At 68.3% G+C, this 16959-nt stretch carries 15 protein-coding genes and 1 pseudogene; 15 read left to right on the top strand and 1 reads right to left on the bottom strand.

Features of this window, described 5'->3' with window-relative positions:
• Position 1: 1 nt before the first annotated feature.
• Positions 2-1956, top strand: a pseudogene (locus H0B43_RS12515) (AMP-binding protein).
• Between the two features lie 65 nt (positions 1957-2021).
• On the opposite strand, the gene H0B43_RS12510 reads toward H0B43_RS12515, so the two are convergent.
• Positions 2022-2783 (bottom strand): FadR/GntR family transcriptional regulator, encoded by a 762-nt coding sequence (locus H0B43_RS12510; RefSeq protein WP_185727597.1) that lies wholly within the window; start codon positions 2781-2783, stop codon positions 2022-2024.
• 117 nt (positions 2784-2900) lie between these two features.
• Here H0B43_RS12510 and H0B43_RS12505 point away from each other — a divergent pair, with 117 nt between their 5' ends.
• The 14 genes from H0B43_RS12505 (at position 2901) to H0B43_RS12440 (ending at position 16950) form a co-directional block, all read left to right on the top strand.
• Complete coding sequence (locus H0B43_RS12505) at positions 2901-3977, top strand: acyl-CoA dehydrogenase family protein (protein ID WP_185727598.1); 1077 nt, start codon at positions 2901-2903, stop codon at positions 3975-3977.
• Between the two features lie 72 nt (positions 3978-4049).
• Complete coding sequence (locus tag H0B43_RS12500) at positions 4050-5216, top strand: acyl-CoA dehydrogenase family protein (protein WP_054245954.1); 1167 nt, start codon at positions 4050-4052, stop codon at positions 5214-5216.
• Positions 5216-5965, top strand: a complete 750-nt coding sequence (locus H0B43_RS12495; RefSeq protein WP_185727599.1) for an SDR family NAD(P)-dependent oxidoreductase — start codon at positions 5216-5218, stop codon at positions 5963-5965. The genes H0B43_RS12500 and H0B43_RS12495 overlap by 1 nt, the downstream gene beginning before the upstream one ends.
• A complete protein-coding gene (locus H0B43_RS12490; RefSeq protein ID WP_185727600.1) occupies positions 5965-7158 on the top strand; it encodes a thiolase family protein in 1194 nt (397 codons plus the stop codon). Before H0B43_RS12495 ends, H0B43_RS12490 begins: the two co-directional genes overlap by 1 nt.
• Positions 7158-8396 carry an acetyl-CoA hydrolase/transferase family protein gene (locus H0B43_RS12485; RefSeq protein WP_185727601.1) on the top strand — a complete coding sequence of 413 codons (1239 nt, stop codon included), beginning with the start codon at positions 7158-7160 and terminating at the stop codon, positions 8394-8396. The genes H0B43_RS12490 and H0B43_RS12485 overlap by 1 nt, the downstream gene beginning before the upstream one ends.
• Before the next feature lie 19 nt (positions 8397-8415).
• The gene (locus H0B43_RS12480; protein WP_185727602.1) at positions 8416-9333 is read left to right on the top strand and encodes a hydroxymethylglutaryl-CoA lyase; all 918 of its coding nucleotides are present in this window, start codon (positions 8416-8418) and stop codon (positions 9331-9333) included.
• Positions 9334-9378: 45 nt separating this feature from the next.
• Complete coding sequence (locus H0B43_RS12475; protein ID WP_185727603.1) at positions 9379-10137, top strand: SDR family NAD(P)-dependent oxidoreductase; 759 nt, start codon at positions 9379-9381, stop codon at positions 10135-10137.
• Between the two features lie 103 nt (positions 10138-10240).
• Positions 10241-11098 carry a 1,4-dihydroxy-2-naphthoyl-CoA synthase gene (menB, locus tag H0B43_RS12470; protein ID WP_185727604.1) on the top strand — a complete coding sequence of 286 codons (858 nt, stop codon included), beginning with the start codon at positions 10241-10243 and terminating at the stop codon, positions 11096-11098.
• Positions 11099-11177: 79 nt separating this feature from the next.
• Complete coding sequence (locus H0B43_RS12465; RefSeq protein ID WP_185727605.1) at positions 11178-11963, top strand: enoyl-CoA hydratase-related protein; 786 nt, start codon at positions 11178-11180, stop codon at positions 11961-11963.
• Between the two features lie 5 nt (positions 11964-11968).
• Entirely contained in the window at positions 11969-12940 is a 972-nt protein-coding gene (locus H0B43_RS12460; protein ID WP_185727606.1) for an EamA family transporter, read from the top strand.
• On the top strand, positions 12941-14131 hold the full coding sequence (locus H0B43_RS12455) for a CaiB/BaiF CoA-transferase family protein (RefSeq protein ID WP_185727607.1): 1191 nt from the start codon (positions 12941-12943) through the stop codon (positions 14129-14131). It begins immediately after the preceding gene.
• Between the two features lie 81 nt (positions 14132-14212).
• The gene (locus tag H0B43_RS12450; RefSeq protein WP_185727608.1) at positions 14213-15022 is read left to right on the top strand and encodes an enoyl-CoA hydratase/isomerase family protein; all 810 of its coding nucleotides are present in this window, start codon (positions 14213-14215) and stop codon (positions 15020-15022) included.
• A 5-nt stretch (positions 15023-15027) separates the two neighbouring features.
• Positions 15028-15879, top strand: a complete 852-nt coding sequence (locus tag H0B43_RS12445; RefSeq protein WP_185727609.1) for an enoyl-CoA hydratase/isomerase family protein — start codon at positions 15028-15030, stop codon at positions 15877-15879.
• A gap of 36 nt (positions 15880-15915) precedes the next feature.
• Positions 15916-16950, top strand: a complete 1035-nt coding sequence (locus H0B43_RS12440) for a phosphotransferase family protein (protein ID WP_185727610.1) — start codon at positions 15916-15918, stop codon at positions 16948-16950.
• Positions 16951-16959 lie beyond the last annotated feature (9 nt).

Genomic DNA, 16959 nt, shown 5'->3' with positions numbered 1-16959 from the left:
CGTGTCCGACTACACCTGGCACCCCACCGACGAGTACGTCGAGAACGCCAACGTCACCCGCCTCGCCCGCGCCCACGGGCTCTCGGGTCTGGGCGAACTCCGCGCCCGCTCCGTCGCCGACGTGCGGTGGTACTGGGACGCAGTGGTCCGCGATCTGGGCTTGCCGTTCCAGACCCCGTACCGCGAGGTGCTCGACACCTCCCGCGGAATCGAGCATCCGGACTGGTTCGTCGGGGGCAAGACGAACGTCGTCGACGCGTGTCTCGGGCGGTGGCTCACCGACCCGGCGGCCGCCGACCGGACGGCCGTCGCGCATGAGGCGGAGGACGGCACGGTCCGCAGCCTGTCGTATCGCGAACTCGCGGCGGACGTCGAACGCGCTGCGGCAGGGTTGCGGGAACTCGGTGTCGGAAAGGGTGACGCCGTCGCCCTGTTCCTGCCGATGATCCCCGAGGCGGTCGTGTCGGTGTACGCCGTCGCGCGGCTCGGGGCGGTGCTGGTTCCGCTGTTCTCCGGTTTCGCGCCGAGCGCGATCGCGTCCCGCATCGTGGACGCGGACGCGAAGGTGGTGATCGTCGCGGACGGAACGGTGCGGCGTCGCAAGTCCGTCACGATGAAGCCTGCTCTCGACGAGGCGCTCGCTTCGTGCCCGACGGTGCAGTCGGTCGTCGTGGTCGAAAACATCGGCGCCGACGTGGAATCCACCGGCCGCGACATCTCCTGGGCGAAGCTGCTCGGAAACGGCGGCGACCCGGGTCCGGTCGAGGCGATGGACGCCGCCGAGCCGTTCGCGCTGGCGTACACCTCGGGCACGACCGGTAAGCCGAAGGGCGCCGTGCACACGCACGCCGGGTTCCTCGTGAAGACGGCCAGCGAGGTGGCGTACTCGTTCGATCTGACGCCCGGTGGGGTGTTCTGCTGGATCACCGACATGGGCTGGATCATGGGGCCGCTGTCGATCATCGGCACCCACGCCAACGGCGGCACCCTGGTGTTGTACGAGGGCTCGCCGGACGTGCCGGACACCGACCGGTTGTGGCAGCTCGCGCAGCGGCATCGGGTGACGATGCTCGGGGTCTCGCCGACGCTGATCCGGACCCTGCGCGGGCGGGAGACGGACGTCGCGGCACGGTACGACTTGTCCTCGGTACACACGATCGGGTCCACCGGTGAGCCGTGGGACCCGGACTCCTACGAGTGGCTCGCGCGGGACGTCTTCGGCGGCCGGGTGCCGGTCATCAACTTCTCCGGTGGCACCGAGGTCGGCGGCTCGTTCCTGGCACCGTATCCGGTGGAGCCGATCCGCAGCTGCTCGTTGGGCGGTCCGTCCCTGGGTATGGATGTCGACGTCGTCGACGACGCGGGACGGTCGTTGCGCGGCGAACAGGGTGAACTCGTCTGCCGGCAGCCGTGGCCGTCGATGACGCGGGGGTGTGGAAGGACGAGGAGCGCTATCTGGAGGCGTACTGGTCGACGTTCCCCGGCATGTGGCGGCACGGCGACTACGCCCTCGTCGACGACGATGGCCAGTGGTACATCCGGGGCCGCTCGGACGACGTGATGAACGTGGCGGGAAAGCGTCTCGCGCCGGCGGAGGTCGAGGCCGTCCTGACGGCGCACCCGGCGGTGTCCGAGGCGGCGGCGGTCGGTGTCCCGGACCCGAAGAAGGGCGAGGCGGTGTGGGCGTTCTGGGTTCCCCGCGCGGACGCGGACACGGACGACATCTCGGCCGAACTGATCGCCAGCGTTGCCGCGGAACTCGGAAAACCTTTCGCCCCCAGCGTGGTTCATCGCGTGTCGCGACTGCCGAAGACCCGGTCGGCGAAGATCCTGCGTCGGGCGGTGCGCGCTGCCGCCCTGGGGACCGACCCGGGTGACCTGTCGGGTGCCGAGAACCCGGAGGCGATCGACGAGATCCGCGCAGTGGTGGCGGGCGGTAGCGACCAAGCGTCGTGAGTAACGACGAAGGCCCCACATCGCACGGTGTGGGGCCTTTGTCGTCGACACAGCAAACGGGACTGCTATTCGTCGAGTGGGATATCGGTGCGCTTCTCGAAGTCCTTGATCGACTCGGCGTAGGAGTGGACGTGCCGGCTCATGCGACGCACGGCGGCGTCGGCGTCCTTGTCACGAATGGCCTTGGTGACGGAGCGGTGCGCCTTGACGGTGATCTCGCGGACCTTGTCGTCGATGAAACCTTCGTTCTCGGTCGCGGCGTAGATGGCCCGCGAGAGCGAGATCATCAGACCCGACAACAGTTCGTTGTGGCTGGCGCTCGCGACGGCGACGTGCCAGTCGATGTTCGCCTGAAGGAAGTCGTCGAGGCTGTCGCCTGCGCCGGCGATGTCCTCGTTGGCGGCGTCGAGCCGCGCGAGATCCTCGTCGGTGCGATGACGGGCGGCGAGTTGCGCGCAGAACGGCTCGATCGCCTCGCGGGTCTCGAGCAGGGCGGCGAGGCGGATCTGGCGACCGCGGATGAGCAGGGCCACCGTGTCGGCCATCGACTGCTCGCCCGGTCGCTGCACGAAGGCGCCACCGGCCCGGCCGGCCTTGATGCGGACGAGTCCCTGCACCTCGAGGATGCGCAGGGCCTCGCGCACGGTGGTGCGGCTCATCTTCGTCTGGACGACGAGTTCGCGCTCCGGCGGCAGCGGTGTGCCTTCGACGTAATCACCGCTGAGAATGCGCTCACGCAATTCGTTGGCGAGGACGTCCGACGCCTTCGGTACCTCCATCGGGGTCAGCTGAATGGAGGAACGTCCGTTCCGGGTGGTGTTCGGCACGGCTGGTGGCATGGCTCCCCGCCCTCTCTGGTCTAACGGTCAGACCTAATATACCATTGGGTTCTCGCTGCATTCGTCTTGCAGCCTATTCTTCGTCTCATCGAGAGGACCAGTTCTATGCGCTGGGAACTGTCAGAAGAGCAGGAAATGTTCACCGAAGCCCTGGACGGCTGGCTCGGGCGGTTTGCCGCTCCGGCGAATGTCCGCAAATGGGGTGAATCGGGAGATCCTGCCGAATTCGAGCAGAAGTTCGTCGAGGAAGGCTGGTTCTCCGCCGGCCTTGCCGAGGGCATCGGTGGTCAGGGCGGTGGTCTGCTCGAACTGGCGTTGACCGCCGAGGCACTGGGCCGGTACGCCGCGCCGTCGAGTGCCTGGACCGCGTCCGTCCTCGCCGCACCCCTTCTGCCCGCCGATGTCGCCACCGACGTCCTGGCGGGCGGTGGGTTCGCGGCCGTGGCCGTCGACGCGACCCGACCGTTCGGACTCGCCGACTCGGTAAGCGTCGACGCCGGTAAGTTGACCGGTCGCGTCACGACGGTGCTCGGCGCCGAACGAGCGAAACTACTGGTCGTCCCGGTGGCGGCGGCCGAAGGAACCGCTGCCCTGTACCTCGTGCGCGCCGACGACGCCGGTGTCACGGTCGAACCGCGCCGCTTCCTCGACCCGTCCCGCGCGGCCGCCGACGTCCGGTTCGACGGCGTCGCCGGGCAACGCCTCGACATCGAGGCGGCCGCGGCGCTCGAGGACGCGGGGCTGCGCGCGGCCGTGCTCGTCGCCGCGGACTCGCTCGGCGCGATGGACCGCATGCTGCGCCTCGCCGTGGACTACAGCAAGCAGCGCCAGCAGTTCGGTGTCCCGATCGGGTCGTTCCAGGCTGTGAAGCACGCTGCGGCAGGCATTCTCGTCTCCGTCGAGGCTGGGCGGTCCATTGCCTACTACGCCGCGGCGTCGGTCGATCTCGGTCTGGACGACCGTGCGATACATGCCGCCGTCGCCAAGGCTCAGGTGCCGCGCGATGCGGTGCTGGCGGCCGACAGTGCTCTCGTGATGCACGGCGCCATCGGCTACACGTGGGAACACGATCTGCACCTCTACTACAAGCGCGCCAAGCTGAACGAGAAGTTGTTCGGTGGCCCGGGCATCTGGAACGAGCGCCTCGCACGGGATCTGCCCCTGCTGCCGGCCGCTGGCTGATTGGTCGTTGACTTTTTGGTCTGTCCTTTAGTAACTTAAGTCCAAACGGAACCAACGACGACGGGACGTGCTGTGGACTTTGATCTGACCGAGGATCAGGCGACGATCCGAGATGCGGTGCGAGAGCTCGCCGGCAAGTTCGACGAGCAGTACTGGGTGGAGAAGGACAGCGAGCACGAGTTCCCCACCGAGTTCTACGACGCGTTCGCCAAGGGCGGCTGGCTCGGCATCACCACGCCGGAGGCGTACGGCGGGCACGGGATGGGCATCACCGAGGCCTCGATCCTGCTCGAGGAGGTCGCCGCATCCGGCGCCGGCATGAACGGCGCGAGTTCGATGCACCTGTCGATCTTCGGGATGCACCCGGTGATCGTGCACGGCTCCGAGGAACTCAAGCAGCGCACGCTCCCGCGGATCGTCGACGGCGACCTGCACGTGTGCTTCGGTGTCACCGAGCCCGGTGCCGGCCTGGACACCACCAAGATCACCACCTTCGCGCGGCGCGAGGGCGACAAGTACATTGTCAACGGCCGCAAGGTCTGGATCTCCAAGGCGATGGAATCGGAGAAGATCCTTCTCCTCACGCGCACCACGAAGTTCGAGGACGCGAAGAAGAAGACGGACGGACTCACGCTCTTCCTCACCGACCTGGACCGCTCGAAGGTCGACATCCGCCCGATCAAGAAGATGGGGCGCAACGCGGTCACGTCGAACGAGTTGTTCATCGACAACCTCGAGATTCCCATCGAGGACCGCGTGGGTGAGGAAGGCAAGGGCTTCAAGTACATTCTCGACGGCCTCAACCCGGAGCGCATGCTCGTCGCGTCGGAGGCACTCGGCATCGGCCGGGCCGCGCTGCGCCGGGGCGTCCAGTACGCCAACGAGCGTGAGGTGTTCGGCCGGCCCATCGGCATGAATCAGGGCCTGCAGTTCCCGCTCGCGGATTCGCTCGCCCGACTCGACGCCGCGGAACTCGTCCTGCGCAAGGCGACATGGCTCTACGACAACGGAAAGCCGTGCGCCCGTGAGGCCAACATGGCCAAGTATCTCTGCGCCGACGCCGGTTTCCAGGCCGCGGACCGCGCCCTGCAGACCCACGGTGGGATGGGTTACTCGGAGGAGTACCACGTGGCCCGGTACTTCCGCGAAGCCCGCCTGACCAAGATCGCCCCGCTCAGCCAGGAGATGGTCCTCAACTACCTCGGCGAGCACGTCCTCGGCCTCCCCAGGAGCTACTGATGTTCGAACTCACCGGAAAGTCCGCACTCGTCACCGGTGCCGGCAGCGGCATCGGCGCGTCGGTCGCGCACGCCTACGCGCGCGCGGGTGCGGCCGTGCTCGTCACCGACGTCGACGGCGACGCCGCCGCGGCGGTGGCCGCGGAGATCACCGCTGCCGGTGGCTCGGCGAAGTCCGCGGCCCTCGACGTCCGCGACGGCGAGGCCGCCGCCGCTGCGGCGGAGCAGGCCGCCGCGCTGAACGACGGCACACTCAACATCCTGGTCAACAACGCGGGCGCCATCGCGCCCGCGATGTTCCCGAACCTCGAAGAAGAGGACTTCCGCCGCATCGTCGACATCCACCTCGTCGGCAGCTTCGTGTGCAGCAAGGCCGTCCTTCCGTACCTGCCTACCGACGGCAGCGGGCGCATCATCAACGTGACCTCCGCGGCCGGCCTGGTGGGCACCATCGGGCAGGCCAACTACGGTGCCGCGAAGGCCGGCATCATCGGTCTCACGAAGTCGCTGGCGCGTGAACTCGCCAAGAAGCAGGTGACGGTCAACGCGCTCGCCCCGCTGGCCGCCACCAAGATGACGGAGAACATCCGCAGCAACGAGAAGCTCGCCGCCAAGACGCTCGCGCGGATCCCGCTGGGCCGCTGGGCCGAACCGGACGAGATCTCGGCCAGCTTCGTGTTCTTCGCGTCCGACGGCGCGGCGTACATCACGGGCCAGGTGCTGCCCGTCGACGGAGGAACGGTGATCTGATGGCCGACAAGCGCAACCCTTTCCAGCGCTCCGCCCGTGAAGTGATCATCGCGGAAGCCGCCCGTACGCCGATGGGCAAGTCGCACCCCGACCGCGGCTGGTTCCGCGACACCCATCCCAACGACATGCTCGGCGCGGTGTACACCGACCTGATCCGCCGCAGCGGCCTCGACCCGGCCGTCGTCGAAGACCTCGTGATCGGCTGCACCGCACCGTTCGGCGAGCAGTCCCGCAACATCGGCCGCAACGCCTGGCTGCAGGTGGGCTACCCGCCGGAGGTCCCGGCCGTCGTCCTGGACCGTCGCTGCGGGTCCGCCCAGACCGCGGTCGAGATGGGCGCCGCCCTCGTCGGTTCCGGCACCCACGACGTCGTCGTGGCCGGCGGTGTCGAACACATGGGCCACGTGCCGATGAACTCACCGGCCAAGATCTCCGAACTGTACGGCGACCCGTGGCCGGACGCGCTGCGCGACCGGTACGACTTCGTGAACCAGGGCGAGAGCGCCGAACTCATCGCGGATCGATGGGAGATCTCCCGGCAGGAGATGGACGAGTTCGCCGTCCGCTCCCATCGTCTGGCGACCGAGGCCGTCGAGGCAGGCCGTTTCGACGCCGAGATGATCCCCCTCGACCTCGCCGGCGAGACGCGGTCCAGCGACCAGACCATCCGCCCCGGCACGAGCCTCGACAGCCTGGGCGGGCTGAAGACGGCGTTCCGGGAGAACGGCCGCATCACGGCGGGCAGTTCGTCGCCGATCTCGGACGGGGCGGCCGGTGTCCTGCTGGCCTCCCGCGAGGCGGTCGACGCGCACGGACTGCGGGCCCGGGCGCGGATCCTCGATCAGACCACCGTCGGGGTGGACCCGATCATCATGCTGACCGGTCCGATCCCGGCAACCCGGAAGTTGCTCGACCGCAACGGGATGAGCATGAACGACATCGATCTGTTCGAGGTCAACGAGGCGTTCAGTTCGGTCGTCCTGGCCTGGGAGCGGGAACTGAAGCCCGACATGGACCGGGTCAACGTCAACGGCGGTGCGATCGCGCTCGGTCACCCGGTCGGCGCGACCGGCGCCCGGCTCATCGCCACGATCGTCGCGGAACTCGAGCGGCGCGACGCCGAAATCGGCCTGGTGACCATGTGCTGCGGCGGCGGCCTGGGAACTGCCACACTGATCCAGCGGATCGACTGATGATCGACCTGACACCGCACATCCGGCCCGGCGACGGGATCTGGTGGAGCCAGACGAGCGCGGAACCTACCCCGCTCGTCCACGCCCTGCTCGACCAGGTCTCGTCGATCGGCCCTGTCCGGGCGTTCGTGGGACTCACCTGGAATCGGCGGTTGACGAGCGAACTGCCGGACGAACTGTCCGTCGTCTCCTACGGTGGCCTCGGCGAACTCCGCCGTCTCGCCCGCCTCGAGGTCGTGCCCTGCCATTACGGGGCGCTGCCGCGGCTGTTCGCCGAACGGCGGCTGCCGTGCGACGTCGGCTTCGTGCAGGTGTCACCGCCGGACTCGGCCGGGAACTGCTCGCTCGGGGTCGGTGTCGACTACATCGCGGACGCTCTCGACCACACACCGGTGCTCATCGCCGAGATCAACCGGCGTATGCCCGTCACTCTCGGCGCGCCACGAATTCCGTTGTCGCGGTTTGCCGCGGTGATGGAGACCGACCGGCCGCTGCTCGAGGCGCCGGACCGCGAGCCCGCCGCGGTGGAACTGGCGATCGCACGGAACGTCGCCGATCTCGTGGCGGACGGAGACACGATCCAGATCGGCGTCGGGACGCTGCCGTCCGCCGTTCTCACCGCCCTCGATGGACACAAGGACCTGGGGCTGCATTCGGGCATGATCTCCGACGCGGCGCTCCGGCTGATCGACCGCGGCGTCCTCACCGGGGCGCGGAAGGAGATCGACCCGGGACTGCACGTGACCGGAGCCGCGCTGGGAACGGCGGCGCTGTACGACAGGCTGCCGGTGCTTCCGGTGGCCTTCCGGCCGGCGAGTTACACCCATGCGCCGCAGGTGCTCTCGCAGTTGCGGTCGTTCGTGTCGATCAACTCGGCGATCGAGGTGGACCTGACCGGGCAGGTCGGCGCGGAGCTGCGCAACACGACCTACTCCGGTGCAGTCGGGGGCCAGGTGGACTTCTCCCGGGCCGCGGCGATGACCGGCGGCCGCTCGATCATCGCGATGCGCGCCGATTCGCGCGGGGAGTCGACGATCAAGACGGCTCTGGAGTACGGCGCGGTCACCACCGCCCGCGCCGACGTGGACTTCGTGGTCACCGAACACGGTGCCGCGGCGCTGCGCGGGTGTTCCCTCACCGAGCGTGCGCGGCGCATGATCGCGGTGGCGGCACCCGAGCACCGCGAGAAACTGGAATTCGAACTCGAGGAGTACGACCTTGCGTCCGCAACGGAGTGAGGGGAAAGGAGTCGACGCCATGGCGCGTCCCCAGCAGGTCCAGATTCGTGAGGTCGGTCCGCGCGACGGTTTCCAGAACGAACCGGAGCGCATCCCGACCGACGACAAGGTCCGGTTGATCAACGCTCTCGGACGGGCGGGATTCACCCGGATCGAGGTCGCCAGTTTCGTGCGACCCGACGTCATCCCTCAACTCGCGGACGGGGTCGAGGTGCTCGAGCGTATCGACGTGCCGGACACCACGAAGCTGATGGTGCTCGTCCCCAACAGCAAGGGTCTGGACAACGCACTGAAGGTGCGCGACAAGTTCCACGAGGTCGCGATCTTCGTCAGTGCGTCGGAGACCCACAACAAGAAGAACGTCAATCGCACCGTCGACGAGACCATGGCAGACAACGACGTCATGGCCAAGCGGATCGTTGCCGAGGGCCTCGACTGCGCCGCGGTGATCGCGACGTCGTTCGGGTGCCCGTTCGAGGGCAAGGTGGAGCTGACCCGTGTGCTCGACCTCGCCGAACGGTTCGCCGAGGCCGGGGCCACCGAAATCGGTTTCGGCGACACCACCGGCATGTGCAATCCGGCGTACGCGTCGGAGTTCTTCGCCGCGGCACTCGACCGGCTGCCCGGCGTCGAGGTGACCGCGCACTTCCACAACACCCGCGGTCAGGGTCTCGCCAATGCGTACGCGGCACTCGAGGCCGGGTGTGCGAGCTTCGAATCGAGCTTCGGGGAGCTGGGCGGCTGCCCCGTTCCGGCCGGTTCGACGGGCAACATCGCCACCGAGGACCTGGTGAGCATGTTCCACGAGATGGGCGTCGAGACGGGACTCGACCTTCCACGCGTCATCGACGCGGCGCGGGAAGCGCAGACGGTGCTGGGCCGCAAGCTCACCAGCCACTCCATCGTCGCCGGCCCCATCGAGTGGGCCCGGCGCTGACACCGGCCGACCATCAATTCACGAAAGACACAGACGGAGAAGAACATGAGTAATCGAGTTGCATTCGTGACCGGCGGTGCGCAGGGCATCGGCAAGGGCATTTCCGACGCTCTGGGCGCCGCGGGCTTCCGCGTGGCGGTCGCCGACCTCAACCTCGAGGTCGCCGAGCAGACCGCAGCCGGCATCCGCGACGCCGGTGGCGAGGCGATCGCCGTGCCCGTCGACGTCACCGACACGGCGTCCGTGCAGGCCGCGGTGAAGCAGGTCGCCGAGCAGTTCGGCCCCGTCGAGATCGTCGTCAACAACGCCGGATGGGACGACTTCATGCCGTTCCTGAAGACGGACGAGGCGTTCTGGGACCGGATCCTCGACATCAACTTCAAGGGCCAGCTGCGGGTCATCCAGGCGACCGTCCCGGGCATGGTCGAGCGCGGCTTCGGCCGGGTCATCAACATCGGTTCCGACGCCGGCCGCGTCGGCTCGTCGCTCGAGGCCGTCTACTCGGGTGCCAAGGGCGGCATCATCGCCTTCACCAAGACCCTCGCCCGTGAGGTCGCGACCAAGGGTGTCACCGCGAACACGGTGTGCCCCGGCCCGACCGACACCCCGGCGCTGCGCAAATTCGCCGACAGCTCGGGACAGGACGCCGACAAGGTGATCGGCGGCATGACCCGCGCCGTGCCGATGAAGCGGCTCGGCCAGGCGACCGACATCGGTGCCGCGGTGGCGTACTTCGCGTCCGATGCAGCCGAATTCGTCACCGGACAGACCCTGTCGGTCAGCGGTGGCCTGACGATGTCCTGACGGACACCGATTCGAAAGGTGCGGCCCGGTTTCCGGGCCGCACCTTCGGCATTCGCGGGGTCGGGCGGTAACGATCGTTTACAGATGTGCCTATGATCGTGGCATGACGAACAATGGTGAATCGACGGATTTCGTGTCCTGGACGGCGGTCGGGGAGTTCGAGGACATCCGGTACGAGCACAGCGGCGACGGGATCGCGAAGATCACGATCTGCCGGCCGGAGGTGCGCAACGCGTTCCGTCCGCAGACGTTGATGGAAATCTCGGAGGCGTTGGTCGACGCCCGCGAGGACTCCTCGGTCGGCGTCATCGTGCTCACGGGGGAGGGGCCCGACGCGTTCTGTTCGGGCGGCGATCAGCGGGTGCGCGGAGACACCGGCTACCTCACCGAGCCGGGGAAGGCCGGCGGTGTCGGCCGGTTCCACGTCACCGACCTGCAGATTCAGATCCGGCGCCTGCCGAAGCCGGTCGTGGCGATGGTCGCCGGCTACGCGATCGGCGGCGGGCACATCCTGCACCTGGTCTGCGACCTGTCCATCGCCGCGGACAATGCCCGGTTCGGTCAGGTCGGCCCGAAGGTCGGGTCGTTCGACGGCGGCTACGGCGCGGGATTGCTCGCCGAACTGGTCGGGGTCAAGAAGGCCAAGGAGATCTGGTTCCTGTGCCGACAGTACGACGCTCAGGAGGCGCGTGAGATGGGGCTGGTCAATACCGTGGTCCCGCTCGCCGACCTGGAACGGGAAACCGTGCAGTGGTGCCGCGAGATGCTCGAGCTCTCACCGTTCGCGCTGCGGCTCATGAAGGCGAGCTTCAACGCCGCCGAGGACGGCATGGCCGGTATTCAGCAGCTCGCCCACGATGCGAATCTGCTCTTCTACTCGACGGACGAGGCGAAGGAAGGCCGGGAGGCGTACAAGGCCAAGCGGCGCCCCGAGTTCGAGAAGTTTCCGCGTCGACCCTGATCTTCCATTTCGGTCCGACAATTAGTATGGTTGGGTCAATTCCCCACTCGCTGGGACTGGACCGAGAAGGATGGTGTGCATGTCGGAAACCGCAACGCCCGCAGTCGCGTGGAGCGACGTCGATGCCGGCGTCGTGACGATCACTCTGCAGCGGAGGCCGGCGAACGCCCTCGGACTGCCGATCATCGACGGCCTGAACGCGGCGCTCGACGCGGCGGACGCCGACGGCTCCGTGAAGGTCGTCGTCGTCCGCTCGGACATTCCGGGATTCTTCGCGGCCGGCGCGGACATCAAGCATATGTCGTCCGTGGACGCGGAATCGTTTACTGCGTACGGGGATCGGCTCCGTGGGGCACTGGACCGACTTGCATCGGCCGACCGCATCTCGATCGCCGCGGTGGACGGCCTCGCGCTCGGCGGTGGCCTCGAACTCGCCATGGCCTGCACCCTGCGGGTCGGCGGCGCGGACGCGAAGTTCGGACTGCCCGAGGTGAAACTGGGCCTGATTCCCGGAGCCGGTGGAACACAGCGACTTCCGCGCCTCGTGGGCCGCGGCCGCGCGCTGGATATCATGCTGAGTGCGCGTCAGGTCCTCGCCCCGGAGGCGCACGCGATCGGTCTGATCGACCGGCTCGTCGACGCCGGTGGCGCCACGGAGGCCGCGCAGGCGCTCGCGGCCGAACTGTGCACGATGTCGTTGCCCGCGCAGCGCGCCGTCATCCGCACGGTCGACGCCTCCTTCGACACGCCGCTCGAGGAGGGCTTCCGGTTCGAGGTCGCCCAGGAGCAGGACCTGTTCGAGAACGGAGAGGCGAAGGAGGGCATCACCGCCTTCCTCGAGAAGCGCGCTCCGCGCTTCTCCTGAGCGCCATGTCGTCCGGGCGTGCCGGACGGGGTGCGATCGGGCTCGCCCTGTTCCTCGTCTATGTGATCTGGGGATCGATCTACCTCGCGATCCGGCTCGTGATCGAGGAGGCCCCGCCGCTCGGCTCGATGGGTGCACGGTTCCTGCTCGCCGCTGTGTTGATGGCCGCCTTCCTGGCCTTTCGCGGCGGTTGGCGGCGGCTGCGCCTCACCTGGCGGGAGACGGCGGGGGCCACGTTCCTGGGCGTGCTGCTGCTCGCCTGCGGAAACGGCCTGACCTCGGTCGGCCAACTGCACGGAGTGCCCTCCGGGGTGACGGCACTCCTCATCGCCATGGTGCCGCTGTGGATCTGCCTCTACCGCACCCTGGCCGGTGACCGCCCCCGGGTTCTCGAATTGGCCGGTGTCGGTGTCGGACTGATCGGTCTCGCAATCCTGGTGCTGCCGCACGGTGGTGCGCAGTCCGGACTCCCGCTCTTCGGCGTGGCGGTCATCGTGCTGTCCAGTCTCTCGTGGTCGTTCGGGTCGTGGATCAAGCCGCGAATTTGGTTGCCTCGAGACGTGTATGTCAGTGCGACGTACCAGCTTCTGGCCGCCGGTGTGGCGATGGCGCTCGCATCGGTCGCGACAGGGGAGCGGCTGGACGGTGAGATCGGACCCCGCGCGTGGGGTGCGTTCGGCTACCTCGTGGTGTTCGGCTCGATCATCGGCTTCACCGCGTACGCGTGGCTGCTTCACCACGCACCGCTGCCGCTGGTGGCCACCCATACGTATGTGAATCCGGTGGTGGCCGTGGCGCTCGGTTCGGTCGTGCTGTCCGAGCCCGTCACTCCGGCGCTGGTGGCCGGGGGAGCGGTGGTACTGCTGTCGGTCGTGCTGGTCGCCAGCGCACATGCCCGGTCGCGACCGGTGGGGGATTCCTCCCCGAACCATTTCAAGGTATTATTATCGGACCAAAGATCGACGGGAGGCGGGTAGATGGTGGCGGACACCGCAAAACGCTCGTTCACCGGACCGCTGTCGGGTCTGAGGGTGGTCGAGATCGGTTCGATCGGCCCCGGACCGTTCTGTGCCATGCTGCTGGCCGATCTCGGTGCCGACGTGATTCGCGTGGACCGTGCCGCCGGTGCCGGGCTGGTCGGGCCGAACGCCGACTTCCGCGCCGAACTGCTGCACCGTGGCCGTCGTTCGCTCGCCGTCGACCTCAAGCACCCGGACGGTGCGGAGGTGGTGCTCTCGCTCGTAGCCGACGCCGACGTCCTGATCGAGGGCTTCCGCCCCGGGGTCGCCGAGCGACTCGGCATCGGGCCGGACGACTGCGCTGCACGTAATCCCGGGCTGATCTACGGCCGCATGACGGGTTTCGGGCAGGACGGACCGCTCGCGCAGCACGTCGGTCACGACATCAACTACGTTGCACTGAGCGGCGCCCTGTCGCTGATCGGGCGACAGGGTCAACCGCCCACACCGCCGCTCAGTCTGGTCGGCGACTTCGGTGGCGGGGGAATGCTTCTCGCCCTCGGCGTCGTGTCGGCTCTCTTCGAAAGGCAACGCTCGGGACTCGGTCAGGTGGTCGATGCGGCCATGGTCGAGGGTGCCGCACTGCTCGCAACGCCCTTCTTCGGGTTCGCGCAGAACGGGACCTGGGACAGGGAGCGCGGCACCAACATCGTCGACAGCGGTGCGCCCTATTACGACGCCTACGAGACGGCCGACGGAAAGTGGCTGGCCGTCGGTGCAATGGAACCCCACTTCTACGCCGACCTGGTGACACTGCTCGACCTGCCCGACGACCTGCCGGATCAGAACGACCGCTCCCAGTGGCCGCAGATGAAGAAGATCTTCGCCGACGCCGTGCGCGGCCGCACATTGACGGACTGGCTCGACGCTGCTGAGGGGCTCACGCCGTGCATCGCGCCCGTCCTCGACGTCGACGAGGCGCCGTCCCACCCGCACCACGTCGCCCGCGGCTCTTTCGTCGACGTCGACGGGCTCGTCCAGCCGGCGCCCGCACCCCGATTCAGCCGGACAGCGGCGACGGTGGATCGCCGTCCGCCTCTGCCGGGCGAGCACACCACCGAGATCCTGACCGACTGGGAGATCGACACCGGCCGCGTCGCCGACTGGCTGCGCTCGGGCGCGGTGCGTGAGGCCGCCGCGGAGACCTGACCTGCCGGACGCCCCGCGTCCGGACCACCACGACACTTGCGGCGACCACCTGGGATCGCCGAACTGAGAAGGAGTGAACTCGTGACCGAGCCCACCACATGGGAAACGTTCACGCTCGAGCGGCCGGAACCCGGCATCGCCGTCGTGACGTTGAATCGCCCCGAACGGATGAACTCGATGACGAACACCATGTTCGTCGAACTGGAAAAGGTGGCGCTGCAACTCGATCACGAGCACGACCTGCGCGTCGTGATCCTCACCGGTGCCGGTAAGGCGTTCTGCGGCGGATTCGACCTCGACGACGCCGACGGCTTGTCGTCGCTGACGCCGATGGGCATGCTGGACCAGCAGGAGCTGGCGGCGCGGGCGCTCGCGGCGATCCGCAGCATCCGCGTCCCGGTGATCGCGGCGGTCAACGGCGCGGCCGCGGGCGGTGGACTGTCGCTGTCCCTCGCCGCCGACATCCGGATCGGCTCGCCGGCGGCGCGGTTCAACGCGGCGTTCGTGCGGATCGGCCTGTCCGCCGGCGACCTGGGCGCCTCCTGGCACCTGCCCCGGCTCATCGGTCCCGCCCGGGCGGCGGAGTTCGCCTACACCGGCCGCTTCATCGAGGCCGTCGAGGCCGAGTCCCTCGGACTGCTGAATGCGGTCGTTCCGGCCGAGTCCCTGCTCGACGAGGCGCTCGCGATGGCCCGCCTCATCAGTGCGAATTCTCCTGCCGGAGTGCAGCTGTCGAAGCGCGCGCTCCACGCGAACATGGAAGTGTCCTCGTATGCCGCCGCGCTCGAACTCGAGAATCGCGGGCAGGCGCTGCTCACTCGCGGCGACGACATGCCCGAAGCCCTGGCCGCGTTCAAGGAAAAGCGCAGCCCGAAATTCACAGGACGGTGACCGGCATGACGCAGACGGAAACGCGGGAGAATACGGCGGTGCTCAACAATTACACGCCACCGAAACTGGAGACCCTCACCCTCGAGGTGCTCGAGGGCAAGATTGCCGTCCTCACGATCGACCGGCCCGACCGGATGAACTCGATGACCGTGAAGATGTTCGAGGAGTTCAACACCGCCGCATACGCTTTGCGTGACACCGATGCGCGGGCGCTGATCATCCGGGGCGCGGGCGATCGGGTGTTCTGTGCCGGGTTCGATCTGGACGAGATTTCCGTCATCACCGAGATGGGTGTCCGCGAGTTCCTGCGGTTCCAGGAGACCGCGACCGGTGGACTGGCTGCGCTGTACCACCTGCCGTTCCCGGTGATCGCGGCGATTCACGGTGCGGCGTCCGGTGGTGGGTTGGCTCTCGCGCTCGCCGCAGACATTCGGCTCGCGGCACCGACGGCCAAGTTGAACGCGGCGTTCGTCAAGGTCGGCCTGTCCGTGGGTGAATTGGGCACATCGTGGAAGCTCACCCGACTGGTCGGGCCGGGCCGCGCGGCGGAGATCGCCTACACGGCGCGCTTCGTCGGCGCCGAGGAAGCCGCCCGGATCGGGTTGGTGAACCGGGTGGTGCCGAGCGAGGACCTGTTCGACGAGGCCGTCGCGGTGGCCGAGGCCATTGCGACGAACTCCCCGGGCGGTGTCCGGATGTCGAAGCGGGCACTGCAGCGGAACCAGGAAGTCACGTCGTACTCGGCGGCCCTGGAGCTGGAGAACCGGGGACAGGCGCTGCTCACCCGGTGCGCCGACATGCCGGAGGCGCTTGCCGCGTTCAAGGAGAAGCGGGCGCCGCGCTTCACCGGCCAGTAGGTATCAACGAATGAGAACACGGATGGAGGCGAGCGCATGACCTGGGAATGGACGCCCGACACGCTCGGTGCGCTGGAGACGTTCCTGCGCGATCGGGGCATCACCGACGGCCCGCTGACGACGTCCCGGATCGGCGACGGGCACTCCAACCTGACGTTCCTGGTGTCCGACGGGGTCCGTCAGGTGATCGTCCGCCGTCCCCCGCCTCCGCCGGTTCCGCCCGGCGCCCACGACATGCTGCGGGAGGCACGCCTCGTGGGCGGTCTCGCGGGCAGTGGCGTGCCGGTGGCGGACGTCCTCGCCGTCGGCCAGACCGGTGACGTGCTCGATGTCCCGTTCTACGTGATGGATTACGTTGCAGGGCCGGTGGTCACCATCGAGACCCCGTCCGCGTTGAGCGCGCCCGCAGATCGGCGTCGCATCGGTGAGGCGCTGATCGACACCCTCGCCGCGCTGCACGCGGTGGACTGGCAGGCCGCCGGGCTGGGTGATCTGGGCCGTCCGGACGGATTCAACGAGCGTCACCTGCGCCGCATGGGCAGGTTGGTGGCGGCCGAGGACGGCACACCGCCGCCGGAGTTCGCGGACATCGACGCGTGGCTCGGAGCCAACGTGCCCGCCGAGTCCGGTGCGGCGATCATCCACAACGACTACCGCATCGGCAACGTCATCCTCGCCCCGGACTCGCCGGGACGTATTGCCGCAGTGTTGGACTGGGAGCTCGCGACGATCGGCGACCCCCTGTTCGATCTCGGCTATTTCCTCGCGTCCTATCCGGTCGAGGGGGAGCAGCGGACCCCGACCGAAGACCTCGGTGTGGCGGTCCTCGAGGAGGGGTACCCGACCCGCGACGAACTGGCCCAGCGGTACGCGGCCGCCACCGGCGCCGACCTGTCGAACCTGAACTGGTACACGGCACTGGCCCTGTGGAAGCTGGCGGTGCTGTACGAATACGGGCGCCGCCGGGCCGTCGCCGGAGTCGGTGATCAGTACTACCGCGACGGGGCACTCGTGCGTGCCTTCCTCGACGCCGCCCACCGCGCGGCCGGGCTGGCATCGTCCGTGGTCTGACCTCTGTGT

This window comes from Rhodococcus sp. 4CII (assembly GCF_014256275.1).
GTDB classification, from domain to species: Bacteria; Actinomycetota; Actinomycetes; order Mycobacteriales; family Mycobacteriaceae; genus Rhodococcus_F; species Rhodococcus_F wratislaviensis_A.
This window is presented reverse-complemented; position numbering and strand designations above follow the sequence as displayed.